Below are 26,701 nucleotides of genomic sequence, written 5' to 3' on the forward strand. Positions count from 1 at the left end.
TTTAATTGAAACAGTCAATGACCAACTCAAAAATATTTCTCAAATAGAGCATTCAAGACACAGGAGTATCTGGAATTTTCTGGTGAATCTTCTGGCTGGATTAGTAGCTTACTCTTATTTCCCGCAGAAACCTTCTCTTGATCTAGAGCCCAAAGCTTTATCGGCTCTCCCTCCTACTGTTTTTTAACCCTGATTCAGCAGCTAGAAGATAGAGCCTAATCCATTTTAAATCTCATGACGCACAAAGCGCCAAGCTTTGCTGAGCGCAATTTATTTTTTAGCGATCGCGTATGGTCTTGGTTTCATCTTGTCGAACTCAGGTTGCTCAATGGCTTTTGGGAGAACCAGTTAGCTTATCTCAACTTAGTCCTCGGGAGTTATCCTTAGAGCCAATTCGAGCTGATGCCCTAATTCTGCTGCAATCGTCAGAGTTGGTGCTACATATTGAATTTCAAACCGAACCCCAAGCAGAAATACCCTTTCGCATGGCGGACTATCGTTTGCGAGTTTATCGTCGCTACCCCAATAAGCGAATGCATCAGGTAGTGATTTACCTCAAACCGACTAGTTCAGAATTGGCCTATCAAGAGAATTTTAGTGTTCCTGGCACTCGGCATGAATTCCAAGTGATCAGATTGTGGGAACAACCAAAAGAAATCTTTTGGCAATCGACTGGCTTGTTACCCTTAGCAGTTTTGGGTCAAACTAAGAGTAGAACAGAAACTTTAAGGGAGATAGCTCAAAGAATTGAACAAATTGAAGAACGTCGTCAACAAAGCAATATAGCAGCTTCAACGGCGATTCTGGCAGGATTAGTCTTAGAAAAGAAAGTTATTGAAGCATTATTGAGGAACAAACTTATGCGCGAATCAGTTATTTATCAAGAAATTAGAGCTGAAGGTAAAGCTGAAGGTAAAGCTGAAGGTAAACAGGAAGGAGAAGTTTCTTTAGTGTTACGTCTTCTGAAAAAACGCATCGGGAAAGTTGCTCCAGATTTAGAGCGGCGGATTAAAAGTTTATCGATCGCGGAATTGGAGGATTTAGGCGAAGCTTTATTAGATTTTGCCACTATAGCGGACTTAGTAAATTGGCTGAATTGATATTAGAGATCGCGCAAACTGTCCAATTCCATAAATTTACTTTTGACTTTTGACTTTTGATTTCAAATCCCATGACTTTTTCCAATCACCCAACTACGACGAAAAAAGCGAGCTAAAGTAGATTCTTCGAGAGATAAATAAATCGGTCTTCCGTGGGGACAAGTACGAGGATTTCGGGTTATTTGCCAACGATCTACAATTTCCTGCATCTTGGCTTTAGTTAAAGGTGTGCCATTGCGAATTGCACTACGACAAGCCGTGGCTACTTGCGCCGCCTCTAAGTCTCCTCCCCAGCTCAGCTCAATTAAAGCAGCCTGACAATCTTCTCTTGTTGCCAACATCGCAGGAGCATTACGAATTGCCCATAGTTCCTCACCAAAGGGTTCAATTTCTAGCCCTAATATTTCCAGTTGTTGTAATTGAGATGGCCGAAGATTATTTAAGACAATGGGAGTGGCTAAAGACACAATTTCCCACTGGTCTTGTAATTGCTCGTATAAAATTCTTTCATGGGCAATATGTTGTTCGATAATCCATAAACCATGGGGATGCTCGGCGATGATATAGGTTTTATTAACCTGTGCGATCGCTTTTAATTTGAGCTGACTAATATCATGAGGTAGCTTGTCTGAGAGGGTTGTCTCCTCATTGAAATTGTAAATAGCTTTTGGTTCAGCAGCTTTGAGAACTTTTTTGATTCTGCGATCGCCCTCACCCTGAGGAGAATAATCATTATTGAGCCGTAAACTCTTTTCAATAGCATGACCAACTTTTTCTTGCCAATGGCCAAGAGAATGGAGATAGATTTCCTCTTTGGCCGGATGACGATTCCAATCGATTTGATCTGGATTGACATGGAGATGCAAAAAAGCAATGGGAAAGCGATCGCGAGGTAAAGTTCTACTCATCCCCGAAATCATAGCTTGTTCTAATTCTTGATTGCGAATTACTCGGCCATTTACTGCCACTTTGACCCAATCTGGCTTGTAACGATGGGCGCGGTCTGGCAGGCCCAAAACCAGCTCCAGGCTTGATTCTCCATCTCCAAATTCGCGAAAATATCGTAAATCGCCTGTGGTAATTTTCCTCAGGAATTGCGGCAAAATATGCCGTGAATTGACCCCAGGACTGATATGGAACCAAGGCTGATTATTTTGTTTAACTTGCCAAGTAATAGTCGGATGAGCCAAAGCAATATATTGAATTAATTTTTGAATTGCTTTGAGCTGTTGGTTAACTGGCGGTAAACCTCGACGACGTACCGGCAAAGAACTAAAGAGATTGGTTACTGTAACAATTGTTCCTGAGGCGATCGCGATCGCTTCTTCTTCAATAACCTTTCCTTTTTGATAACCAATCCGCCATCCCACAGCATCCAGCCTGCCCGACAAACGACTACAAATAGCGAGCTCCGATACTTGAGAAATACTATGAAGCGCTTCCCCACGAAAGCCTAAACTAGTTATATTCCACAAATCTTGGCTAGTGCAAATTTTGCTCGTACTATGGGGAGCGGCACAAACTCTTAGATCTTCTAGGGTCATCCCTTTGCCATTATCAGATACTTGGACTTGCCATAAACTCGGCAACAGAGAAACACTGATTCTTGTCGCTCCTGCATCCAAGGCATTCTCCACCAATTCCCTAACTACAGCCGACAGAGAATCAATTACCTCCCCAGCAGCGATCAAATCAACTACCTCAGCAGGTAAAACTTGAATACTCATGCAAAAAAAATTGAAAATTGCTTGCCCTCGAATGGGGGAAAATTGAAAATTGAAAATTGAAAATTGAAAGTTGTAATTACTCAATGTTTAGTGGATTTTAAATATTCCTGAGAAATCTCCCATGCGGTATTAATCAGTTGCATTGATTGTTCTGATCCCTCTAAATCTGGATGGTGTTTACGACACATTTGGCGATAAGAATCTCGACCAAAAGCAATAAAAGCCACCGCGCACCAAACCAAATCTAGCCCGTCAACAATTATATTTTGATAGATATGATACTGTTCTAAATAACTTGCCACCAATTTCTGATAGATTTTTTCCGCATTGGGTAATTCGGCTTTAACTTTGTCAATACTTAATTTCGACCCTTGATTAAGATCTTCTTCGACATTAATCACTGCATTTCCCTGTTGCATAGTCAATGTTGGGACAGTTTTTGGTTTTTCCTCAACTAGTACTTTGTTAGAAACAGAAGAGTATAAAGTACTCAACAACTCTTGATTGTCCTGGCATTCTTCAGCCAATTCCTGAAAATTTTGAGCTAGATCGGCAATTTTGTTGAGCTTATTTAATTTTGTCTCCAATTTTTCTGACTGAGCACATAAATCTATGATTTCTTGATCTAATTTACTTTGGCGACCATATTGCTTTTGGAGACTATCTTCCAAGTCCTTAATCTTCTGGCTAATGATAGCTTGTTCTTTTTGGTTAGCTTCTTTCTTGGCGGAGATCTCTGTCAGTTGGGCTTCTATTTGAGGAATCATTTCCATGAAGTTCATCTTTATGATGGCAATATCATTAATGGATAATGGGCAACAGTCATTTGTCAAAAATCTATCTTAGTACTAGTAATCTTAATTTCTCAAGCTTATTCTGTCGTTTAAATTTCAGAAAATTAAAAGAATAGCTGTCTTCTCTAGGAAAACAGCTAAGATGCAATGATTATTGTTATTAAAAATGTGATTAGCTATTAGCTAATTTTAGTAATCGAAGTCACCGCCAGGAGCAGCAGGAGCTTTTTCTTTCTCAGGTTTGTCTACTACGATACATTCGGTAGTTAAGACCATTCCCGCGATGGAAGCAGCATTTTGCAGTGCAGAGCGAGTAACTTTTGCCGGATCAACAATTCCAGCTTCAAACATATCAACGAACTCATTAGAAGCTGCGTTGTAACCAACATTAAAGTCTTTCTCTTTAACGCGCTCAGCAACAACTGCACCATTCTGGCCAGCGTTTTCGGCAATTCTTCTAAGAGGAGAAGCTAAAGCACGGGATACGATCAAAGCACCAGTTAAAGCTTCGTCTTTAAGATTGGCAGTTGCCCATTCTTCTAATGTAGGAGTGAGGTGAGCCAGAGTAGTACCTCCACCAGGAACAATACCTTCTTCTACAGCTGCTTTAGTTGCGTTGATCGCATCTTCCAAGCGTAGTTTGCGGTCTTTCATTTCAGTTTCGGTAGCAGCACCAACTTTAACTACGGCAACACCACCACTAAGTTTTGCTAGGCGCTCTTGAAGTTTTTCTTGGTCGTAGGAAGATTCTGATTCTTCGATTTGACGACGTAGTAAGTCGCAACGAGTTTTCACTGCTGCTTCGTTACCTTCTGCAACGATAGTTGTGCTGTCTTTAGTGATATTAATGCGACGAGCAGTACCAAGCATTTCGATTTTGGCACTTTCGAGTTTTAGCCCTGCATCTTCAGAGATTACTTGTCCACCAGTGAGAACAGCAATATCTTCGAGCATTTGCTTGCGGCGATCGCCAAATCCAGGAGCTTTAACAGCAGCTACATTGAGAACACCACGAAGACGGTTAACTACCAAAGTAGCCAATGCTTCTTTTTCGATATCTTCAGCCAAGATGAGAAGAGTTTTACCTTGACGAGCTACCTGCTCAAGAATGGGTACTAGATCTTGTACTAGAGCAATTTTCTTGTCAGTAATTAGAATGAAGGGTTCTTCTAAATCTGCTTCCATGCGCTCAGTATCAGTTACGAAGTAAGGAGAAATATATCCTTTATCGAAACGCATCCCTTCGGTAATTTCTAATTCGGTAGTCATGGATTTACCTTCTTCGAGAGAGATAACTCCTTCCTTGCCGACCTTATCCATTGCTTCGGAGATCATTCTACCGACTTCTTCGTCGTTACCAGCAGAAATTGTTCCTACTTGAGCGATCGCTTTAGAATCAGCTACAGGCTGAGCATGATCTTTGATTTTATCGACCAAATAATCAGTTGCTTTGTCGATGCCGCGTTTGAGGGCGATCGGATTTGCTCCAGCAGCTACGTTGCGCAAACCTTCTTTAACGATCGCGTGAGCTAGTACAGTTGCAGTGGTAGTACCATCACCGGCAACGTCGTTAGTTTTCGAAGCTGCTTGACGAATTAAGGATACACCAGTATTCTCGATATGATCTTCTAATTCAATTTCTTTGGCAATTGTCACCCCATCGTTGACAATTTGGGGTGCGCCAAATTTCTTCTCAAGAACTACATTACGTCCCTTGGGGCCTAGAGTAACGGCTACTGCTTCGGCTAAGAGATCAATTCCTTTTTCCAATGCACGACGGGCTTCGTCGTTATAAATAATAGATTTTGCCATTAAATTTGATCTTCCTTACTTAAAAATGGTGGACAAGAAATTACATTTCAACAGATTCACAGTCAAAAGCTAACTTCTCACTGGTCAATGTTCACTTATCAATGACTAGGAGACTGCGGCAAGAATGTCTTTTTCGGAAAGTAGTACATACTCATCACCACCAAGTTTGATGTCAGTGCCAGCATATTTGGAGTAAAGAACTTTGTCGCCAACTTTTACTTCCAAAGCTGTAAAGCTACCGTCATCGTTGCGTTTGCCAGGGCCTACTGCTGCAACTTCACCTACTTGGGGTTTTTCTTTTGCTGTATCGGGTAAATAAAGACCACCAGCGGTTTTTTCTTCAGATGCACTTACTTTGATGAAAACGCGATCGCCTAAAGGTTTTACAGTAGATACGTTAATGCTAATAGCTGCCATAGAAAATCCTCTTAAATGGAGAAATAAGTTTGAGTTTAATTTCAATTACTTAGGGAAGAATGCTTCCTGAATTTTCTAGGATTAGCACTCTCCCCTTCCGAGTGCTAATTTAGCTAAATTTGCTACAATCTGGCAACTAGCTAGTCAGTGTGGTTTACCGTACTAGGAGGGCAGAGGGCAGAGGGCAGATGGGGGGAGTCAAGAGTCAAGAGTCAAAAGTCAAGAGTCAAAAGTCAAAAGTCAAGAGTCAAAAGTCAAAAGTAATAGGGACGTGATATTCCGATCTGTTTACTGCTATTTCCACTGGAGAATTTGCCTGCAATTATTATAATAATTAAACTAGTGAAATTGAGAAAGTGATTGTGGAAAATATTTTTACGAAGGAAAAGATTGGTAACTTGTCGGCGGAGATTGATCGGCAAATTCAAGAGCTTGCTCAAGCATCTCCTGCTGAGAGCCAAAAAGGAGTGACAGAAGAGCAAGAGCAACTGCCTGCCAGACAAAGTCAAGCTATTGCCGAAATTACTAATGAAAATCCTACAACCTTTTTGCAGACTTTTCGGCATGTGGCCAAAAGTGATCTCTGTGAGGAAGGAGGAGTTCTTTATGGTTAGTGGCAAAAATGGTCAGATCTTAACAATGAGGATGTGATCAACAGATTCACGGCAATTTTGGTAGGACTGGGATTTGCTGGTGGTGCTTTGGAAATTCTGTTGGTCTCGGTTGCTGTCATTGTGATTCATCTGGGAGTTAAAGCTTTTTGCGAACACTATTCCAATTAAGCTACACTCAAATAAGCGTCCTCATCCTTCCCTAACTTAATTAGGAATCTGGCATGGAATTAAACCTGCGTTTCCCAGAGATCGATCAAGTAATTGTTAAATTCGATGGCAACGAAACAAAAGCCCGAGAATTTATTTCTCCGATTAAGGGCGCAGCGCTCAAAGATATTCAATGGTATCTAGAAACCTATGCCGCCCAATATACTGCTGATGTCGATGACCAAAGGGCGCAGCGGATTGCCGAGGAGTTGCCTCTATGGGGTGAGGCTTTGTTTGATGCTGTTTTCTGCGATCGCGCTGCCCAACGCTTGTTTAATGACTTTCAGGATCAAGATGAACCAGGTAAATTACTGACTATCAGCACTAGTCATCCTGCCGTCTTATCCTTGCCCTGGGAACTATTGCGGGATTCGGCAGGTACCTATTTGGTTAACGATAATCCTCGAATCTCAATCCGTCGTCGCTTTGCCGGGGCAGGTGGCGGCCGCAGATCTCTCAGGGTACAACCCAAAGATCGCTTGCACATGCTGTTTGTGATTAGTCGTCCCACAGATGCGGGTTTTATTAATCCTCGCGGTGAGGCGATCGCAGTTTTGGAAGCTATAGAAAAAGAAGCCGCCGGCAAAATAGAAGTCGAGTTTCTCCGCCCAGCGACTTTGGATAATTTGGTAGAACGCCTAGAAGATCGGCGCCAACCTTCGGTGGATATTGTTCATTTTGATGGTCATGGTGTATTTGATCCTGATGGCAATTTGTACGAGCAAGCGAAGAAGAGCGATCGCAGACTGACGAAGGAAACCACCGCTGCTAATGCAGCCAATATGGGCTATCTGCTGTTTGAAGATCGCGAGGGCAAACAAGCCCTAATTACAGCAGAAACCTTGGGGGATATGCTCAATCGTCAGAAGGTGGGGTTGATGGTGCTATCGGCCTGTCAATCGGCGAAAATGGCAGGAGAAGATGCCATGGGCAGTGTAGCAGCAAGATTAACCCATGCAGGCATTCCTTCGGTTTTGGCTATGACCCACTCGGTGCTGGTAACCACGGCACAGGAACTTTTTGCCAAATTTTATCAGCGTTTGACTCGCGGGGAAGCCATGGGGGAAGCGCTGGACAATGCCCGACGACATTTGTATCTCAACCAAGAAAGGGGCGAGCGACAACGGGGCGAAACCAGAATCACTCTCAAATTGCAGGATTGGTTTTTACCTGCACTTTATCAAGCAGGAAGGGATACACCTTTGTTGACGGATAGTTTATCTGAAGCGATAGAACCTGTCAAATGGGGCAATTTGCCGAAATTACAGGAAGCAGGCTTTTTTGGACGAAGTCGGGAATTATGGTTAATTGAAAGAGCCTTGGTAGGTAAAACCCGTCGTTTGACGATTTCTGGGTTTGGGGGGCAGGGCAAAACTTCTTTGGCCGTCGAAGCTGGGCGCTGGCTCTATCGCACGGGAATGTTCGAAAAAATCTGTTTTGTTGATTATACGGATTTTCAGAGCATCGACGCGGTAGGGTTGGCAGTTAGTATTTTGAGAACGGTTGTGGAGCAGAGTTTTATCGATGGGGATGCGGTCACGACCTATTTACAGAGGGATAAACTGCCACTGCTGATTATTTTGGATAATTTGGAAGTTCTAGAAAACGAAGGTTTGCAAGCATTGCTAGATGTTGCCAAAAAATGGTCGGAAGCGGGTAATTGCCGAATTTTACTAACAACCAGAGCCGGAAATTTCAATCATCCAGATTACCCTACCGAAGGTAGTTTAATTCATCAGGCTTTGACTTTGCAGGGTTTGGGTTCTCCGAAATATCCAGAAGATGCCCTAGATTTTTTTCAAACCCTAATGAAATTTCCCCCGGCACCGAAATTCGATTTGCCCCAACGGAATGCGCTGATAAATTTATTCAAGCTGGTCGATTTTCATCCTCTGTCGATCAAGTTATTGGCAAGACAGTTAAAAGAACGCCGTCCTGCGGACGTAGGGCAAGCTCTGGAGCGGTTGCTTGAGGAAACGGCTGAGGTAGAGGAAAAGGATAAAAGTTTAATTGCTTCTTTGAATTTGTCCCTAGAACGGCTCGACCCCGAAGCCCAGAAGTTTTTGCCGCGCTTGGGGATATTTCAGAGTGGAGCGATGGAAGATGTCTTGTTGAGAGTGACTGGGTTAGGGAAAACAGAGGAAGATCTTGAACTTGAAAAAGCTAAACAGTTAGCAGAAGCAATATTAAGCAACGATCCAATTCTTATTGGCCGTGCTCTCGGTTACGATGTTCCTGACGGGGCTGAATTGACTCAAGAAGGGGTAGAGCAGCTACAACAATATGCCAGAGAAAATGTAGAGAATGCTAGAGAAGTAATTCAGATGCCCCAATCTGAATTGGCAGCAGGAGCCAACGAGGCAACTTGGGCAACCTTACGTCAAGCATTGGAAGCTACAGGGTTAATGCAGACAGAACGCCTACCAGGAGTTACTGCGCCCTATCTCAAGTTTCATCCCACCCTAGCTCCTGTGCTTCTCTCCCGTCTCACCCCGGAGGAACTAACCGCACTGACTATTCGTTATCAAGCGCAATATTATCAACTATCTCGCGATTTGTATGTCCAAGATAGAACCAATCCCCTAGATGCTCGTGCTGTAGCTCAGCGAGAATTGCCCAATTTGCTAGCTGCGGTGAACGGAGCTCTGGATGCAGGAGCAGAATCAGCAGTTGAGTTTGTTGATAAAGTAAACAAATTTCTCGACTTTTTTGGCCTCAATAAAGATCGCGCTGCCCTCACCCAACGCGCTCAAGACCTAGGTCAACCAGGTTCCTATGCCTGGTATCTCGCCCGCAGTAATAAAGGACAGCAATTGTTTAATGCTGGTCGCTACGAGGAAGCCAAGCAACTGTTTGCTGAGATATTAGCGGGATTGGGGGAAGAGGCGAGTTACGAGCGCTGCTTTACTTTGAACAGGCTAGGAAGATGCTTGATGGCTCAAGGTCGCTCAGCGGAAGCAGCAGAATGCTACCGTCAGGGAATCGCCACGGCAGAACAGTTACCAGTTTCTAACAGCGTGAAAAGACAGATTGGGACATTCCAGACTGATTTGGGGGATGTGTTGACGGATATGGGTGATTACGGCCAGGCTAGAATTGCCTACCAGGAATCACTAGCGATCGCAAAAGAACTTGGTGACACCAGGCAAAAAGCAGTAGCAAACATACAACTGGGAACTCTAGCCCTAGTGCAAGGCAAATTAGCAGAAGCAGCAAAAGCCTATCAAGAAGCACTAAAGATATTCCAGGGACTCAATGAACCAGCATCCGAAGCAACAGTTTGGCATCAAATGGGTATGGTGCACGAAGAAGCCCAACAGTGGGAAGCGGCGGAACAAGCATACCGAGAATCGGCAAAAATTAAAGAATACCAAGGTAATCTAGAGGGTGCTGCCCAGACTTGGAATCAATTAGCTATGGTCAATGAAAATGCTGGCAGACTGAAAGAAGCAGAGACCTGGTATCGCAAAACCTTAGAGCATTGTGAAGCTTTACCAGATAAAGGAGCTAAAGTATTCAACAACCTCGCTGATTTGCTACAAAACCAGCGCGATCGCCTGCCCGAAGCACGACAATTAGCAGAAGAAGGACTGGCGATCAAAAAAACCTTAGATCCGGCAGCGGCTGAGATTTGGAAAACCTATGGACTTTTAGCAGCAATTGCAGATAAGCAGGGCGATACCGACCAAGCTAGAGAATATCGTCGTCTATCTCGCCAAGAATACAATCAGTTCGCGGGAATGCCCTATCAATTGCAGCAATACGAGAATTTGATTGCAGGAGTAGTTGCTGCGGTGGATGATGCAGAAGTGAGGCAACAGTTGGAAGATGATATGGATCAATTACCAGAAGTTTGGGCCAGTCTGGTCACTGCGATCCGTGCCATCTTAGAGGGAGAACGAGATGAAGAACTGCTATGCGAACCTTTGGATTATAAGGATGCAGCGATTGTCGGTGCTATCCTGCGGAGGATTGGGTAGGGGCGATTCGCGAATCGCTCCTTATGATTTTTTTGAACCTAAAACCTAACACCAATCTTGACGAGCAAATAAATTACCAAGTCGCGGAAATTCAACTATGCAACCTGCCTTACATTTAACAACTAAAGTTTTACCAGGAAACAAAATCGAAATTGAAATTCCTGAAGGATCAATTGGCGACACAGTCGATGTATTTGTTGTGATGCCGGAAAAACCGCAACAGAAGAAGCAATCAGTCTTAGAATTAATCGAAGAAAGCCGCAGTAAACATGCTCGTAGAAGTGCAGAAGATATAGATCGACAACTGCAAGAGGAACGGGATTCATGGGACAGCTAGTAATTCCATCTGGCAGCAAAGTTTATGTGGATACATCGGTTATCATCTACACTTTTGAGGAAAATATAGACTATTTTGACCTTCTAAGACCTTTATGGGAAAAATTTCAAGAGCAAGAGATCGAACTTATTAGCAGTGATTTAGTATTAATGGAAGTTTTAGTTTTGCCTTTGCGGAATAATAACAAGCCTTTAATTTCTGACTACGAACAATTGTTGCTAAATTCAGCAATGCAGCTTGTTCCTATTAATCAATCTGTTTTACGACAAGCATCTAATCTACGGGCAAATACTAACCTCAAATCCCCGTTACCCGTTTCCTGTTCCCTGTTCCCTATTCCCTGTTCCCTAAAGGAAGATCTTCTGTATCTCACTAATTCGAGAAGGGCTATAATGTGATCAATCATTACAACTTAATACCCAACACCTGAGTATGAGCACCTCTAGCCTGAGTGACCCCAATAGTTCTTTCTGAAGCTTCAATCATCGGACGACGTAAACTAACCACAATAAATTGGGCTTCTTGAGCTTGTTTTTTCACCATCCTCGACAATTTTTCCACATTGGCACCATCTAGGAACATATCAACCTCATCAAAAGCATAAAAAGGTGAAGGACGATATTTTTGTAACGAGAAAATAAAACTCAAAGCAGTCAAAGATTTCTCTCCCCCAGACATCGAACTCAATCTTTGAACAGGCTTGCCTTTGGGATGGGCCACCAATAATAAACCACCATTAAAAGGATCATCAGGATCTTCTAACTGCAAATGACCATCACCTTCGGATAGTTCTGCGAAAATAATTTGAAAATTTTCATCCACCGCATCATAAGCTTCTTTGAAGGCTCGAAAACGTAGGGTTGTAAATTTTTCGACCCGCAGCAATAATTCGGTTCGTTCTGCGGCGATCGTATTTAATTTTTCCGATAATTCTTGTAATCTGGCTTCAGTTTTTTCATATTCTTCCAAAGCCAGCATATTTACTGGCTCCATTGCCTCTAATCTTTTTTCGCCATTACGGATTTGTTTTTGCAGTTGTTCGAGTTTCTCCTGCAAAATAGCATGGGTAATTTCGGGTAATTCTGACCCATCTTTTTGATTAAAAAGTTTTTGATAGAGTTGATTCCAGAGTAATTCTTTGTTACTAGCTGGCTCGGCTGCGATCGCATTGACCGGATCATCTTCTTCTAGGTTATGAGAATCACTTTCACTGGGCGAATGACCTTCATCCCGACCCATCAACTCATGTTCCCTTTCGGTGATTTGCTGTTGTAAATTACTTAAGGTCTTATTTCTCTCTTCTTGAGTAGTTTGTAATTTTTCTTTTTGCCAAGATTTTTGTTGCTGTTGAGTTTGGAGATTTTTAAGTTCATTCTCAACGCGATCGCGTTCTTCTTTGGTAGCTCCTAGCTGTTGGTTGAGCTGCTGTAATTGGATTTCGAGTTCGCTTATTTTGACGGCCAACTCTTGTAGTTGATTAGCAATAGTCTCCTGTTGATTAGTCATTGCCGCTTGTTCTGCCTGCAACTCCACTATCTGTTGTTGTGCTTCTAGGGTCTTCTCACTCAGACGTTGTTCCTGATTTGTCAGATCCTTGAGCTGGATTTCTGCTTGACGAAATTTTTCTTCTTTGGTTTGGAGATCTTGTTCGTGATTTCTAATGCCTGCTTGAACTTGTTGCCATTCGCTTTGGTCATGGGACTCTTCTAGCTCGTTGAGTCGCTGTTGGAGCTGTTGTAATTTAGTTTCTTGTTCGGGAATGGTGTCCGCGATAAATCGCGATCGCGACTGGATATCATCTCGTTCCTGACGATGATTCGCTAGTTGCCCGGTAAGATATGCTTGCTGAGAAGTTAATTGCTGAATCTCCTTCTCCAATTGCTGTAAAACTAATTGCTTCTCCCGATGTAATTGTTTGGCCTCGCTGAGACTTTCGGCTAATTTTTTGATTTGAGCTGACTGCTGAGATATTCTCAAATCATTATTGGTGAGGATAGATTCTATCTCTGATAGTCTTACTTTGAGAGCATCTACTTCGCGAGACTCATTAGTTGCCACCTTGCCAAAACGCAAACTAGAGCGAGCAGATTTACTACCTCCCGTCATTGCCCCACTAACTTCTAAAATTTCCCCTTCTAAAGTGACAATGCGATGTTTTCCCAGGAGAGAACGGGCATTGTCCAAAGTATCGAAAACCACAGTCTGCCCGAAAACATAAGCAAAGATATTGCGATATTGAGCTTCACAATCTACCAGATTAACAGCCAAATCGATAAAGCCGCGACCAAAGCGCATCGTTGCCATATTTGCTTGATGGGGCGCTCGAATCTTATTTAGCGGTAGAAAAGTTGCCCTGCCGGCCTTTTGTCTTTTTAATAATTCAATCCCCTCGGCGCCAACGCGATCGCTTTCCACAACAATATATCCCAGTCTGCCTCCAGCAGCCGTTTCCAAGGCTAGGTGATATCGTTTTTCCACTTGTCCCAACTGGACAACTAAACCGTGAACTCCTGGTAAATTGGCATTGAGAATTATCTTACTGGCATAGGTTCCTTGGGCTTCTTGTTGAGCAGTTTTAGTCGCTTCTAATTTATCTAATTCTCGTTGTTTATTTCTTTGCTCGACTAGCAGTCTTTGTTGGGTTTCTCGTTGTAAATTGCGATCGCTTTCCAATTCAGCCAATTGCTGAGCAAGCTCTTGAATATTTTGCTCAGCGTCAATTACTTCTTGGGCTAAAAATTGCTGAGTGGCCTGCTTCGTAACTAATTCCGCTTCAACTTGAGATAAAGAGCCAATCTCTTCATTGATTTTTAGCTCTAGCTGGGACAATCTTTCGGTGAAAGTTGCTTGCTCTGTTCGTTGGGGATTGAGATTATTTTGGAGTGCCGAAATCTCACGGGTGAGGTTTGCTTGTTCCTGAACCCAAGCTTCACTGGCGATCGCGATCGCATCGGCAATTTCCCGTCTTTCTTTTAAAAGATTTTTTGCCTGGTGATACTGTTGCGATAACTGGGGGAGCGTCTTTCTTTCAAGAATTTCCCGATTATCGGTTAATTCTGCCAATTCTTCCTGATATTGCCAGAGATTTTGTTGGGTTTTCTCCAGCAATAATGCTTTCTGTTCTACTGTCGTAGTGAGCTCTTCTTGTCGCTGTTGCAATTGATGTCGCTTAGCTTTTTGGGTTGCCAAGTCCGAAGCAACTGATAATTGTTGATCTTCGCCCAAAGCTTTGACTTGAGAGTTGAGTTCTGCGAGATTTTTTGAGTTTTCGGCGATATTGCGATCGAGACCAGTTAATATGTCTGTCAAAGAAGCAATCTTGCTATTTCCCGTGGTAATGGCAGTTTGCAACTCATCGCGTTTTTGAACCAGACTTCGCCAAAATAAAATAATTTCTTGTTGTTTCTTTTCCTGAACATCTTCTTTGAGTTTGCGATATTTTTCTGCCTTGACGCGATCGGCCGCCAAACGATCCCTAGCCCCAATTAATTCTTGCTCAATAATATGGTGATGCTCTTCCCTTTCCCTTACTTTATCCAGAGTTTTCCTAGTTTGGTCAATTTTGCGGTCAAAAGCGGCTACTCCTGCCAATTCGTCGATAATTTCCCTTCTTTCGCGGGAATTCATACTAATAATTCGTGTAACATCCCCTTGCAGCACGATGTTATAACCTTCGGGATAAACTCTCAGTCTTTCTAGCTTTTCATGGATCTCCGTCGCCGTACAAACTTCCCCATCACTATAAAAAGTCGAAGAATAACTACCTTTCTTACTGACTCGCAATCTTCGAGTAACAGTCCATTCCTTCGGTTTTGCTTCCTGGTCTTCCTTCTCTCCCTGGCCTTCTCCACTCTGGTCAATCTGAGACTTACCATCCAAGAGATTAAATCTCAACACCTTGCGACCATCTACTTCTCCATTTCCCCCATTTTCTATTCCCTGCTCATCCTTATTGTCTTCATCCTGCGAAGACTCGACAGATGGAGGTTTCTCAGACTCTTCTTCCTCAAATTCCCCTTCCCAGTCAGACAAATCAAAAGTAACCGCAACCGTAGTTTCTGCGGCTTTACCATTAGTATTCTGTTTATGGTTGACCAAATCGGGTAGGCGATCGGCACGCATTCCTTTAGAGCTAGCCAGGCCAAGACAAAATAGCAGTGCATCCAAGATATTAGACTTTCCGGAACCATTCGGCCCCGACACCACGGTAAAGCCTGGCAATATGGGAATTTTTGTTGTTCCACCAAAGGATTTGAAGTGAGATAATTCTACACGTTTGATATGAACCATAAAAGGGGAGGGATGAGGGATGAGGGATGAGGGATGAGGGATGAAGGATGAGGGATGAGGGATGAGGGATGAGGAAGTAAGGCAATTAGGAGTTTAGGTTCAATTTAAATATAGTGGGCATTGTAATAGCGCAAACATATTTCGTCTAGGGTGCGGACAACCGTAGCAAAAGTCATTTGTTACATATCTGTAGCGGTTATTGGGGGAAATCTTTGTGTTTTTTAACAGTTGTCAACATTTCGCCATAATCTAGCACGGCTTCTCTCATTTAACCTAGGATATCTAGAAACAATAAATATTGATCAAGGAAGAAATTAGATGTCTAACGACCATGAGATCAAAGGTAGCTGTCTATGTGGGGCAGTAAAACTTTCTACAACAAGCATTAATAAACATATAGCAGCTTGTCACTGTAGTATGTGCCGCAAATGGGGTGGTGGGCCTTTCTTGGGCGCAGAATGCGAAAGTGAGATTAGTTTTTCTGGGCAAGAAAATATCGGAAGTTATCAATCTTCAGAATGGGCAGAACGAGGATTCTGTAAGAACTGTGGCACCCACCTGTTTTATAGACTAAAAGGTAAGAATCATTACTTCCTCCCCGCAGGTATTTTTGATAATAGCGAAGAGCTGGTTTTTGCTCAGCAGGTTTTCATCGACGAGAAACCAGAATATTATGCTTTTGCGAATAATACCGAGAACATGACAGGAGCGGAGTTATTTGCTCAGTTTACTCAAATGGCTTCATCGCAAGCGCAATAGGTTCTTACTAGAAATATCATTTTAGTTAGCTAAATCATAAATCCCTTTAATTAGGCCACGGCAAACATCAGTTAAAAATTCTCCATCAAGGGTCTCGATGGTATCACTAGACTTGTGATAATGAGGATTACGAAGAAAGGCTGTATCCGTGACCATCATGGCACGGTACCCTTGCTCCCAAAAAGGACTATGATCGCTAAATCCTGTTCCAGATATCCATTTCCCATTATTCGGTACTGGTAACCATTGACAATCGAGATTATGCTGACGCAAACTCTTGTGCAGTCGTATTGTGTCAGGAATAGTAATCAGGTTGCTGACTAGAGCGATAAAATCTCCTTTGCTCGGATAAAAATATTTGATGATATCCGCGGGATATTGTTGTGAATTATCTTGAGTACTGCGATATCCCAACATTTCTAGGGACAACATTAAACGCAGAGCTTGTTTATTTTGCTTGAGATAAGCAGCATAGGCTTTACTACCCAATAATCCGTATTCTTCCATATCAAAAGCTACGATCCGAATCGGGTATTTTAGTGGTTTCTCGGCAAAAGCAGCTGCTAATTCTAGTAACACCGCAACTCCTGTACCATTGTCATCTGCTCCGGGGGTTCCGGGAACCGCGTCATAATGAGCACCAATTAAAATTGGCGGCAATTGCTGTGGGGTTGCTGCGGGAAGATTGAGAATTAAATTTTGGTATTTTTGCCCTCTAACCTCAAATTCATGGGTTGTTACTTCTCCCCATTGAGATAATTGTTCCCTAATATATTGTTGAACAAAAAAATGCCCTTCCGAGGCCAGATAGGGATCTCGTTTCCGGACAATTTGGGCCAAATGTTTATATAGTCTATCTTTCATTGCTTGCGGAATATAACCGAAAGATTATTCGCTGGCATGGCAACAACTTCTTGCAATTCCAAATCTTCTGATTCTGCGATCGCGACCACATCTTCTAAATTTCTCACTCCCCATTGAAAATTGCGACTGCGTAAAGAGCGATCAAACATTTCATTGCTAGGAGAAATGTGTTGCCCATTTCTTTTATAGGGGCCATAAAGATAGAGAATTCCCCCAGCTGATAAGAGCCGATTTGCCCCTGCCATGAGACCCAGACAGGCTTTCCAGGGAGAAATGTGAATCATATTAATATTTGCGATCAGGCAAAAAGCCTGGCACTGTGTGATCGCATCGATCGAGATTTTTTCATTTTCGATCGCCCAACAGGAGGTCATCGCATCAATATCAAGCGGGTCGTGAAGATTGTCACTGGGGTGATGATTACGCCAGGCCGCTATGCTATCTCGGGATAACGGATCAGGATCTGAGGGATACCAATCATGATTAACTAATTCAGCAGCAAAAAATACGGCATGTTGGCCCGTACCACTAGAAATCTCTAGAATATTGCCTTCGGGGGGAAGTATTCTTTGTAATATTTCTAAAATTGGTTGACGGTTGCGTTGAGTAGCATCCGCATATCTCCTGGCATCTAAATTCATTTGGTTAATGATAACTTGTATAAGCTAAATACATAACATAAACAGATAGAATGGCGAGCAATGTATTAAAAGCGGTCGCAACTACATTACTAGAGAGCCTTAATAGAAAACGAGAACTTATTTGTGCACCGATTAAACCACCAAGTCCCAAAATAAAACCTTCAAAAAACAGAATATTTCCTCGCAATCCATGACCCAAACAAGCAGAAAGGGAAGTAATCATAATCACGCCCAAGCTTGTTTGGATCGCGACGACAATTGATTCCGATAATAATACCATCTGCAATGGAACCAAAATTACTCCGCCACCAATTCCATAAAAGCCCGCCAGAAATCCTGTTAATCCTCCAGTAAAAATTCTAGCCAAGAACTTTTTCAGATCACCTTGCACGATTTTGGCGATCGCAGGAGAGAATCGGGCGATGTTATCGATTAATTTATGGTTTATTTTATGCTCTATTTCCGATTCTAAATCTTGAGCAACTAACTTATTACGAAATTGAGACAAGAAAATATTAATAACTAAAAATAGACTAAAAGTCCCCAGCAAAATATAGTCAGGTATTTCGCTCGACAAAAATACGCCTAATTGCGCAGTGAACAGCGATGGCAAGCCCAATGAAATTACCCGTTTCAAATTCAGATTTCCCATCCGATAATTATGAAAACTGGCAGAAATTGAAGTCATTACAATGGCCAAACTACTAGTAGCTACAGCTTGCACTGGGGAATAGCCCAAAGCTTGAATCAAAGGCACAAGCACGACTCCGCCCCCTAGTCCCATCACCCCAGCCAATAGACCCGAACCTAAACCTAAAGCAGCAAGGACTGCAATCCCATAAATATCCATAACTCAGTCATTATTTTCCATCATTCATCAAGTTAGTAACCAAGCAAAAACTTTTTACCCATTACCCATTACCCATTACTCGTCTTCTGCTTGTGCTTCGGCGATAAACAATCTGGCCAATTTATCGTAAGTACCGGCACCGATAAACTGAGGGTATTTATGGGAACGACTATATATCCAAATCAACTCTTCACCAACGAAAATACGAATATCCTGGAAGAGACTTTTACAATTGGGGATAAGAGATTTAGCATGATTGAGAGCATCAGTCCAACGGGCAAATTCGACATCGCAGTCTTGAGCGATGACTCTAAACATATACTGATATTCTTGGGTCATTTATAAATTTTGGGAGAAGACAGAGGTGAAATTTCAAGAAATTGTCAATCGATTAGGGGAGCTAGCATCAGAAAACAGTCTCGATCGCGATTCTGCTCTCAATCCAGACATCAAAAACGTTGCAGCTATAGACCAAGCCCAAGCCGAACATCTTAGTTACATCGAAGGTGAAAAATTTGCCCCGATGTTAGAAAAAACCCTTGCAACAGCTCTGATTCTACCTCAAAACGACGTTTTAAAACAGCAAGCCACCGACAGAAAAATTGCTTGGATTGCCACTACTCAACCTAGATTAGTTTTTGCTAAAGCGATCGCACTTTTCTATCATCCCTATCGCCCAAATCCTGGGATTCATCCTACTGCAATCATTGCCTCTAATGTAAGCTTAGGGAAAGAAGTCTCTATCGGAGCCTATGTTGTCATTGAACAAGGAGTTGTCATTGGCGATCGCGTTTGTATTCATCCTCAAGTCACAATCTATCCCGATGCGATAATTGGCGATCACACAATTCTCCATGCCAACTGTACTATCCACGAAAGAAGTCAAATTGGCAGCAATTGTGTAATTCACAGCGGCGCAGCAATTGGTTCTGAGGGATTTGGGTTTGTCCCTACAGAGCAAGGGTGGTATAAAATGGAACAGTCTGGAAAAACTGTCTTGGAAGATGGGGTTGAGATCGGTTGCAACACAGCAGTAGATCGACCTGCGGTGGGAGAAACCAGAATTAAGCAAAATACCAAGTTAGATAATTTAGTCCAAATAGGACATGGGGTAACTGTTGGCCAAAATTGCGCCCTAGCTTCTCAAGTAGGCATAGCAGGCGGCTCGACAGTCGGCGATCGCGTTTTACTAGGAGGACAAGTGGGAGTAGCCAATCAAGTTACCATTGGCACAGGCACAATTGTGACAGCCCAATCTGGAGTAACCCATAACATTGCAGCCAATTCCTTAGTTTCAGGGACTCCAGCCTTTCCCAGCAAAGATTTTCGTAAGTCCTATGCAGTTTTTAAGCGCTTACCAGAAATTTATCAAACCATTAAACAAGTCAAGAAATCATTGCTCGGTCAAAAATAATTTAAGCTGATCATTAATATCACAAGTATCACATTTGCCCAGGGCAATTTTAACTAAAAACTATGGAAAGAGGATTAATTTGGCTACCCCTACTAGGATTATTTATTTGGCTGGCCCGTAAAGGTTGGCAAGAATATCAAAAAGTAGAAGGCTATCGCATTTGGTCAGAAAAATTTGACAAAGCAAAATATGACATTTATGCCGTCATCGGCAAGAAAGACCGCAACTTAACTTGGGGAACCCCAACACCGAAAGGAATTTTGGATCTACAAACCTTTTCCCTCAATAACGTTGCCAGGATTAACTTATTGTTAGGAGATAGGGTGATTGATTTCAATGATATTCCGACCGAAAATATCAAAGCAATTCCTAGTTTGGAATTCCAACTAACAAATCAAGAAAATTCTATTAAAATTCCCTTTACCGACCTTGAACTCGCGGCTAAATGGGCAAAATACCTTATCAACAGCCATTAAAAGACTTTATTTATCCAAAATAGAAAAACATCATAAAATAAGGAAAATTCTTCCCAGAACAAGGATGTTATCCCATTTTATAGGGCAAATCTCTGCTGTCTTCGTTTAATTTTATTGCAGTACCTCAAACTGAGAGAAAAATCCCTATATAATTTAGTGAGCGCTATGAAAATATTAGGAACAAAAGGCTTCATATTGCAGTTCTGCTAACCTCGTCACAGTTCATACTAGTTTTTAGTACGATGATAAACAATAATAAGACAATAATAATGTACTCTCTGCTTGGTTTGAGTTTGGCTACTGGGCCTTTTCTCATCAGCATCTTGCTATTGCGGTTTTTAGCTGATGTCTTTCATAGTTTTGGTCAAATGGGCGAGGAGATATTTCGGGCTGAACAATTGCCACTGCTTTATTTAGCAAATTTTGAAGATAAGGCCGATTATTAGCCGATAATCAATAGATTATTCAAAGATCTGAAATTATCCTCAAAATCTCTTGAGTAGATCAGCGTGCCAAAAGATCGTAGGATTTTAAGCAATAGAGGTTTGTTCTTGGTAATTACTGTTGTTGCTAAGGTTGGCAAACACAGTTTATCAACAGTTTTAGAATATTTGCACTAATTTTTTGGGGTTTTTATGAGTTCGTTGCTTCAAGTTTCATCATCAGAAGTTAGTCCTCTTTCTAGCTCTGGACTTCCTTTACGTCGTAGATTGAAATCCATTGAGCAATTATGGGAATCAGTATTGCGTTCTGAATGCGGGCAAGAAATGGTGGACTTGCTCCAGCAAATGCGGGCAATTTCTTCTCCTGAAGGGCAGGTTCAAGATCTTCCCGACTCCTCTGTCCCCAAACTAATTGAACAATTACCCATAGAAGATGCAATCCAGGCTGCTAGGGCTTTTGCACTCTATTTTCAATTGATTAATATAGTTGAAAAACATTACGAGCAGCAAGAACAAAAACTATCTCTAGGCAAAACTAAAGTAGAAGCTAATTCTTCTAGCAATGGCAATGCCCAAAGTCTGGCACCAAAGCCTATAGAACCTTCCCGGGTACCTGGAGCTGACGGGCTGGAAGAAATTTGGCTTGAACAAAGCAGTCAAGTTCCTCGTGCAGAGTCGTTCCGTTGGTTATTTCCCCATCTCAAAGAAATTAACATGCCACCGCGAATTATTCAAAGGCTCTTGAATCAATTGGACATTCGCTTGGTCTTTACTGCCCATCCGACAGAAATTGTTCGCCATACAATTCGCAAAAAACAAAGGCGCATTTCCGATTTTCTGCGCAAACTAGACTTAGCAGAAGATTCTGGACAAGAAATGGGCTTAGCTAGTTCTTGGGAAACAGAAGAAGCAACAAATCAGTTAATGGAAGAAATTCGTCTTTGGTGGCGTACTGATGAGTTGCACCAGTTTAAACCAAAAGTGATTGACGAAGTAGATTACGCGCTACATTATTTCCAGGAAGTTTTGTTTGATGTAATTCCCCAGCTATCTCATCGTCTCAAGCAATCTTTGAAAAGTTCTTTTCCTGATTTAGCAGCTCCTCCAAATGATTTTTGTTATTTTGGCTCCTGGGTTGGTGCCGATCGCGATGGCAATCCTTTTGTCACTCCCCAAGTCACCTGGGAAACGGCTTGCTATCAAAGAGGTATTGTTTTAGATAAGTATCTCAAGGCTGTTGATCAGTTGCGGGAACTTCTCAGTTTGTCATTACATTGGAGTAATGTTCTACCAGAGTTATTAGATTCTCTCGAACAAGATCGACAACAAATGCCAGAAATCTACGAAAAATTGGCAATGCGTTATCGACAAGAACCTTACCGCTTAAAAATCGCCTATATTGAAGAAAAATTACGAAATACTAAGAAGCGGAACCAAGTTTTAGCTGATGGTTCAGGCAAGCCCCAAATTGATAACATTTATCATAATGAAACTGAATTTTTAAAAGATTTAACTTCCATTCAACAAAGTCTTGCAGCCACCAATCTAACTTGTCGTGATTTGGACAATATGATCTGTCAAGTAGAGGTTTTTGGCTTTGTTCTTACTCAATTGGATTTCCGCCAAGAATCTTCCCGCCATTCGGATGCGATCGCAGAGATTGCTGATTATCTAGGAGTCTTACCAAAATCCTACACTGAGCTAACCGAATCCGAAAAAACTGCTTGGCTCGTCAAGGAATTACAAACTCGTCGCCCGCTAATCCCTGCGGAAATGCCTTTCTCGGAAAAAACCACCGAAATTATCGAAACATTTCAAATTCTACGTACGCTACAGCGGGAATTTGGTTTGGGGATTTGCAAAACCTATATCATCAGCATGACTAATCATGTTAGTGATGTCCTTGAGGTGATGCTCCTGGCTCAGGAAGTAGGATTGTATGACCCCGCAACGGGAAGTATTACGCTGCGGATTGTCCCTTTATTTGAAACGGTAGAAGATCTCAAACGAGCTCCATCCGTGATGCAGGAATTATTTGAGTTGCCATTGTATCGTGCGGCTTTAGCGGGGGGATATGAACAAATAGAGCAAATAGAAGATGCCGAAATTGTCGAAACTGTCACACCAGCCTTAAATCCGACCAATCTTCAGGAAATCATGTTGGGTTATTCTGATAGTAATAAAGATTCAGGATTTTTGAGTAGTAACTGGGAGATCCACAAAGCGCAAAAAGCGCTACAAGGAGTAGCTTCTGATTATGGCATTTCCTTAAGACTTTTCCACGGCAGAGGTGGCTCCGTAGGCAGAGGTGGTGGCCCTGCTTATGCCGCGATTCTCGCCCAACCGACAGATACCATCAAAGGAAAAATTAAAATCACCGAGCAAGGTGAAGTCCTAGCTTCTAAATATTCTTTTCCTGAGTTGGCTCTTTATAACTTAGAGACCATTACCACTGCTGTGATTCAATCTAGTTTATTGGGCAGCGGCTTTGATCGGGTGGAACCTTGGAATGACATCATGGAGGAATTGGCAACGCGATCGCGATCAGTCTATCGTTCTTTAGTATACGAACAACCAGATTTTGTCGACTTCTTTCTCTCTTCGACTCCTATAGATGTTATCAGTCAGTTACAGATTGGTTCTCGCCCTTCCAAACGCCCCGGAAAAAATAGCAAGCAGAAGAAAGATATTAGCAGTTTAAGAGCAATTCCCTGGGTTTTTAGTTGGACCCAAAGTCGTTTTTTACTTCCTGCCTGGTATGGAGTCGGTACAGCATTGCAAGAGTTTCTGGAGCAAGAACCAGCAAAAAATCTTAATTTAATGCGTTATTTTTACATAAAATGGCCTTTCTTTAGAATGGTAATTTCTAAGGTTGAAATGACTTTGGCCAAAGCAGATATGCAAATAGCTGAACATTATGTTACTAGGTTGGCAAGTGCAGAGGATAAGGAACGTTTCCTCAATTTATTCGCTCAAATTAAGGAAGAATACAATCTCACGAAAAAATTAATTCTCACAATCACTAACCAGAAAAAACTTCTTGATGGAGATCCTGAATTACAAAGATCAGTGCAGTTGCGCAATGGCACAATTGTTCCCTTAGGATTTTTGCAAGTTGCACTAATTGAGAAATTGCGAGAATACAGTAAAGGCTCTCAACTAGTTCATTTTCGTCCTTCTAGCAAAGAGGAATTGCTGCGCGGCGCCATGCTAACAATTAATGGGATTGCTGCGGGCATGAGAAACACAGGATGATATTTTTTAGTTAACAACTAGATATTTAGTTAACAACTAACAGTTGTCAGTTATCCCCATTCGTCCCGTCAAGCGGGATACGTGGTCAGTTAGTCATCATAGTTGAATTTGAGTTTGACAATGAATAATAACTGACCGCAAAAAATGGCGACTGTTTGCTTCCAAACACTTACTGTACAAACAGCAAAGGGGGTCGCAAATTTACAAAGTAATTTAATTAAAAAACTAAACTACAAGGCAAATTCACAACTCCCCTAAGATGGAATTACGAATTCAATAAATCAAAACTAAACTAGTACAGACAACAGACAACAACAATCAAAAAGCTTACAAGCTTGATACCAAAAACCCTTGACTTTTGACTTCCGTGCAGTGGCACTAGGCAGTTTTGCGATAAGGAACTTTACTCATATCAACATTGCTTGCAGATGTTGGAGAACCAGTAATGGCTCTTCTTCTCATGCTGCGAACCATGTCCATATATAGAGCGGGATCTCCGACTTTGGGCTTCTGATCTCCAGGAGTATAGCGACGAACCACACCAGTCCATGTACCAGAAGGGAACCCGAAGACTTTACGATAGTAAGCATCATAGCGAGGAGATTGGACATTAAAAGGAACTTCTCCAATGTCCCGACCAGGTAATACCCGACGACGTTGATAAGGAACAGTATCAAACCCAAAATTATCGAGATACTCTTCACTATCGAGAAGGGCATCAATAAAGGCTTCCAATCCTTTAGAAGCTACGATAATAGACCAAGAGATCTTTTCTGCTTCACCGTAAACGTCTCTTCCCAAAACTCTTTGTACACATTGCTCAACAAAACGATAGTTACTGTTGAAACCGTAAAAAGTGCGTTTATAGGTATCTGAAAGTAATAATCCACGGATAAAATCCCTCACAGTAAGCTGACCACTGCGAAGTTGAGACTCTAAAAATGGCTCACGATCTGATTTAAAAACATGAAAGAAAATTTGACGGTAGGCAGCTTCAATCAAGTTTCCCATGTCACCAGGGGAAAGCAAATTCTCTGCTGTAAAAATCTTAGGCTGATCGTCACTCCCGACCTCATATCCATCGATACGAGCGTTAATTGTCTTCGGTGCGTAGCCTAAAAGAGGAATAGACAAGTCAAGACCTCCCTAAATCTTGCGAAATATTAAAATTATTAACCTCAATAATACGTTAGAGAGGTGCCTTAAATTAACTATGGTTACAAAATCTTACAGATTTTCCGCTTTAAGACTATCTGCCCACTCATAAATTTAAGATTTGTAACGCAAAACCTTACCAACCAGTAAGAGCATAATTGTTGTTTTGATTTTCTTCTGAGGTCTTTGGCGCGGTGATATTTTCTAAAACACGGGATTCGATACAAAAAGTAGCAGTATTAAATCCACCAAATCTTTTGACAGTACTACTCCGTAGACGGCAATTGGGATTGGCAAACCAAAAACGCTCAATAATGCTCATGGTCTCGTATTCTGTGATCAGAACTAGACCGTCTTCTTCATCCATCTCATATTGTCCTGCCACGGGAACTATTTCGGCATAACCTCTTTCCCGCAGTAGTTTACCTTTTCTCAGATTATCTGGTTCAGGAATTAAAGCAAAGACAGTACTACCTTGATGATTTTCATTCTCTTTATCCCAAGCCATTGCGCCATCCCAAGTGACAAAAGCACCACCGATCGCAAGGTTGTGCTCCACATCATGCATCGTGCAAATTTCTTGAATTTTCGATTCTGCTGCTTCTAAAAATTCCACATTAATATCAGAGTTGCCACTTTCGGCTCTTCTAAAGGGAAGATGATGAGTGGTTCTTTGCGATCGCCACTGTCCAGCACTAAGTTGGAAAAATTCTTTGGCGTCTACGATTTTATCCATCAAAATATTTTAGTTATTAAATATGACCTTACTTTTAGAATAAAACAATAAATAAGTTATTTTCTAGATCTATAATTAATTAAAGCTTGATTCCTCAAATGTAAAGAATTTCAACTTTCAGACGACGATCTCGTTGTGACAAAACTGATTCGGCAACCAATCAGTGTAGAATGAGTTACTGGTCTTTACTCATATTTTTTTCAGCTTCTTATGATTTCTAGTAACGATTTTCGTACTGGCGTGACTATCGAGTTAGATGGTTCGGTATGGCGAGTGGTGGAATTTCTTCATGTTAAGCCAGGTAAGGGCTCAGCTTTTGTTCGCACTAAGCTCAAAAACGCTCAGACAGGAAATGTGGTAGAGCGAACTTTTCGTGCTGGGGAGACCGTTCCCCAAGCAAATATTGAAAAGCGTACGATGCAGCACACCTACAAAGACGGTGAAGAATATGTCTTTATGGATATGGAAACCTATGAAGAAACTCGGATTAACCCAACTAAAATAGGAGACCGTACGAAATATATTAAAGAAGAAATGGAAGTTAATGTTGTCTTCTGGAATGAGGAAGTTTTAGACGTCGATTTACCAACATCTGTAATTCTCGAAGTGACTGATACCGATCCTGGAGTCAAAGGCGACACGGCAACTGGAGGTTCTAAACCCGCAATTGTCGAAACTGGTGCCCAGGTAATGGTGCCGCTATTTATTTCCATTGGGGAAAAAATCAAAGTTGATACCCGTGATGGTTCTTATTTAGGTAGAGAAAATTAATTCAGAATCTCTCTTTTCCTAACCGAGAAAATGTCAATTAATAGATAGGTTTATAATTC

General features: G+C 41.9%; 24 protein-coding genes. 13 read left to right on the forward strand and 11 right to left on the reverse strand.

The window, feature by feature from the left end:
• Both XEN7305_RS20275 and XEN7305_RS20280 read left to right on the forward strand, forming a co-directional pair.
• A partial coding sequence (locus tag XEN7305_RS20275; RefSeq protein WP_006508142.1) for a transposase occupies positions 1-187 on the forward strand: 187 nt, incomplete at its 5' end.
• A 103-nt stretch (positions 188-290) separates the two neighbouring features.
• Positions 291-1,100 (forward strand): Rpn family recombination-promoting nuclease/putative transposase, encoded by an 810-nt coding sequence (locus XEN7305_RS20280; RefSeq protein WP_006511383.1) that lies wholly within the window; start codon positions 291-293, stop codon positions 1,098-1,100.
• A gap of 62 nt (positions 1,101-1,162) precedes the next feature.
• Here XEN7305_RS20280 and mutL read toward each other — a convergent pair whose 3' ends face one another.
• The 4 genes from mutL to groES form a co-directional block, all read right to left on the reverse strand.
• Positions 1,163-2,827 carry a DNA mismatch repair endonuclease MutL gene (gene mutL / locus XEN7305_RS20285; protein ID WP_006511384.1) on the reverse strand — a complete coding sequence of 555 codons (1,665 nt, stop codon included), beginning with the start codon at positions 2,825-2,827 and terminating at the stop codon, positions 1,163-1,165.
• A gap of 80 nt (positions 2,828-2,907) precedes the next feature.
• Positions 2,908-3,600: a hypothetical protein gene (locus XEN7305_RS20290; RefSeq protein WP_006511385.1), complete on the reverse strand. Its 693-nt coding sequence runs from the start codon at positions 3,598-3,600 to the stop codon at positions 2,908-2,910.
• 210 nt (positions 3,601-3,810) lie between these two features.
• Positions 3,811-5,433 (reverse strand): chaperonin GroEL, encoded by a 1,623-nt coding sequence (gene groL, locus XEN7305_RS20295; RefSeq protein ID WP_006511386.1) that lies wholly within the window; start codon positions 5,431-5,433, stop codon positions 3,811-3,813.
• Positions 5,434-5,538: 105 nt separating this feature from the next.
• Positions 5,539-5,850 (reverse strand): co-chaperone GroES, encoded by a 312-nt coding sequence (gene groES / locus XEN7305_RS20300; RefSeq protein WP_006511387.1) that lies wholly within the window; start codon positions 5,848-5,850, stop codon positions 5,539-5,541.
• 362 nt (positions 5,851-6,212) lie between these two features.
• Here groES and XEN7305_RS20305 point away from each other — a divergent pair, with 362 nt between their 5' ends.
• From XEN7305_RS20305 to XEN7305_RS20320, 5 genes are all read left to right on the forward strand, one after another.
• Positions 6,213-6,464, forward strand: coding sequence for a hypothetical protein (locus XEN7305_RS20305; RefSeq protein WP_144053333.1), 252 nt, complete (start codon positions 6,213-6,215; stop codon positions 6,462-6,464).
• A 33-nt stretch (positions 6,465-6,497) separates the two neighbouring features.
• Positions 6,498-6,632, forward strand: a complete 135-nt coding sequence (locus XEN7305_RS30060; protein ID WP_255325073.1) for a hypothetical protein — start codon at positions 6,498-6,500, stop codon at positions 6,630-6,632.
• 53 nt (positions 6,633-6,685) lie between these two features.
• Positions 6,686-10,651: a CHAT domain-containing protein gene (locus XEN7305_RS20310; RefSeq protein ID WP_006511389.1), complete on the forward strand. Its 3,966-nt coding sequence runs from the start codon at positions 6,686-6,688 to the stop codon at positions 10,649-10,651.
• Between the two features lie 97 nt (positions 10,652-10,748).
• On the forward strand, positions 10,749-10,988 hold the full coding sequence (locus tag XEN7305_RS20315) for a hypothetical protein (protein WP_006511390.1): 240 nt from the start codon (positions 10,749-10,751) through the stop codon (positions 10,986-10,988).
• On the forward strand, positions 10,976-11,386 hold the full coding sequence (locus XEN7305_RS20320; protein WP_006511391.1) for a PIN domain-containing protein: 411 nt from the start codon (positions 10,976-10,978) through the stop codon (positions 11,384-11,386). The genes XEN7305_RS20315 and XEN7305_RS20320 overlap by 13 nt, the downstream gene beginning before the upstream one ends.
• A 7-nt stretch (positions 11,387-11,393) precedes the next feature.
• On the opposite strand, the gene XEN7305_RS20325 is transcribed toward XEN7305_RS20320, so the two are convergent.
• On the reverse strand, positions 11,394-15,278 hold the full coding sequence (locus XEN7305_RS20325; RefSeq protein ID WP_006511392.1) for an AAA family ATPase: 3,885 nt from the start codon (positions 15,276-15,278) through the stop codon (positions 11,394-11,396).
• A gap of 318 nt (positions 15,279-15,596) precedes the next feature.
• Here XEN7305_RS20325 and XEN7305_RS20330 point away from each other — a divergent pair, with 318 nt between their 5' ends.
• A complete protein-coding gene (locus XEN7305_RS20330) occupies positions 15,597-16,037 on the forward strand; it encodes a GFA family protein (protein ID WP_006511393.1) in 441 nt (146 codons plus the stop codon).
• 21 nt (positions 16,038-16,058) lie between these two features.
• On the opposite strand, the gene XEN7305_RS20335 is transcribed toward XEN7305_RS20330, so the two are convergent.
• From XEN7305_RS20335 to XEN7305_RS20350, 4 genes are all read right to left on the reverse strand, one after another.
• Positions 16,059-16,901 (reverse strand): M20/M25/M40 family metallo-hydrolase, encoded by an 843-nt coding sequence (locus tag XEN7305_RS20335; RefSeq protein ID WP_006511394.1) that lies wholly within the window; start codon positions 16,899-16,901, stop codon positions 16,059-16,061.
• A complete protein-coding gene (locus XEN7305_RS20340; protein WP_006511395.1) occupies positions 16,898-17,542 on the reverse strand; it encodes a DUF938 domain-containing protein in 645 nt (214 codons plus the stop codon). The genes XEN7305_RS20335 and XEN7305_RS20340 overlap by 4 nt, the downstream gene beginning before the upstream one ends.
• A gap of 4 nt (positions 17,543-17,546) precedes the next feature.
• Positions 17,547-18,392, reverse strand: a complete 846-nt coding sequence (locus XEN7305_RS20345) for a sulfite exporter TauE/SafE family protein (RefSeq protein ID WP_006511396.1) — start codon at positions 18,390-18,392, stop codon at positions 17,547-17,549.
• Between the two features lie 75 nt (positions 18,393-18,467).
• The gene (locus tag XEN7305_RS20350) at positions 18,468-18,731 is read right to left on the reverse strand and encodes a hypothetical protein (RefSeq protein WP_006511397.1); all 264 of its coding nucleotides are present in this window, start codon (positions 18,729-18,731) and stop codon (positions 18,468-18,470) included.
• A gap of 25 nt (positions 18,732-18,756) precedes the next feature.
• Between XEN7305_RS20350 and lpxD the strand changes: the two genes are divergently transcribed.
• From lpxD to ppc, 4 genes are all read left to right on the forward strand, one after another.
• Positions 18,757-19,806, forward strand: coding sequence for a UDP-3-O-(3-hydroxymyristoyl)glucosamine N-acyltransferase (gene lpxD, locus XEN7305_RS20355; protein WP_006511398.1), 1,050 nt, complete (start codon positions 18,757-18,759; stop codon positions 19,804-19,806).
• A 62-nt stretch (positions 19,807-19,868) separates the two neighbouring features.
• Positions 19,869-20,282: a hypothetical protein gene (locus XEN7305_RS20360; RefSeq protein ID WP_006511399.1), complete on the forward strand. Its 414-nt coding sequence runs from the start codon at positions 19,869-19,871 to the stop codon at positions 20,280-20,282.
• Between the two features lie 269 nt (positions 20,283-20,551).
• On the forward strand, positions 20,552-20,728 hold the full coding sequence (locus XEN7305_RS29375; protein ID WP_006511400.1) for a hypothetical protein: 177 nt from the start codon (positions 20,552-20,554) through the stop codon (positions 20,726-20,728).
• 189 nt (positions 20,729-20,917) lie between these two features.
• Entirely contained in the window at positions 20,918-23,980 is a 3,063-nt protein-coding gene (ppc, locus tag XEN7305_RS20370; RefSeq protein ID WP_006511401.1) for a phosphoenolpyruvate carboxylase, read from the forward strand.
• Between the two features lie 378 nt (positions 23,981-24,358).
• On the opposite strand, the gene XEN7305_RS20375 is transcribed toward ppc, so the two are convergent.
• Together XEN7305_RS20375 and XEN7305_RS20380 are read right to left on the reverse strand one after the other, a co-directional pair.
• Complete coding sequence (locus tag XEN7305_RS20375; protein WP_006511402.1) at positions 24,359-25,114, reverse strand: phycobilisome rod-core linker polypeptide; 756 nt, start codon at positions 25,112-25,114, stop codon at positions 24,359-24,361.
• A gap of 157 nt (positions 25,115-25,271) precedes the next feature.
• Positions 25,272-25,871 (reverse strand): phycobiliprotein lyase, encoded by a 600-nt coding sequence (locus tag XEN7305_RS20380; protein WP_006511403.1) that lies wholly within the window; start codon positions 25,869-25,871, stop codon positions 25,272-25,274.
• 210 nt (positions 25,872-26,081) lie between these two features.
• Between XEN7305_RS20380 and efp the strand changes: the two genes are divergently transcribed.
• Positions 26,082-26,642 carry an elongation factor P gene (efp, locus tag XEN7305_RS20385; protein ID WP_006511404.1) on the forward strand — a complete coding sequence of 187 codons (561 nt, stop codon included), beginning with the start codon at positions 26,082-26,084 and terminating at the stop codon, positions 26,640-26,642.
• The last annotated feature ends 59 nt before the right edge of the window (positions 26,643-26,701 follow it).

The sequence above is a fragment of the Xenococcus sp. PCC 7305 genome, from assembly GCF_000332055.1.
In the GTDB taxonomy this organism is placed as follows: Bacteria; Cyanobacteriota; Cyanobacteriia; order Cyanobacteriales; family Xenococcaceae; genus Xenococcus.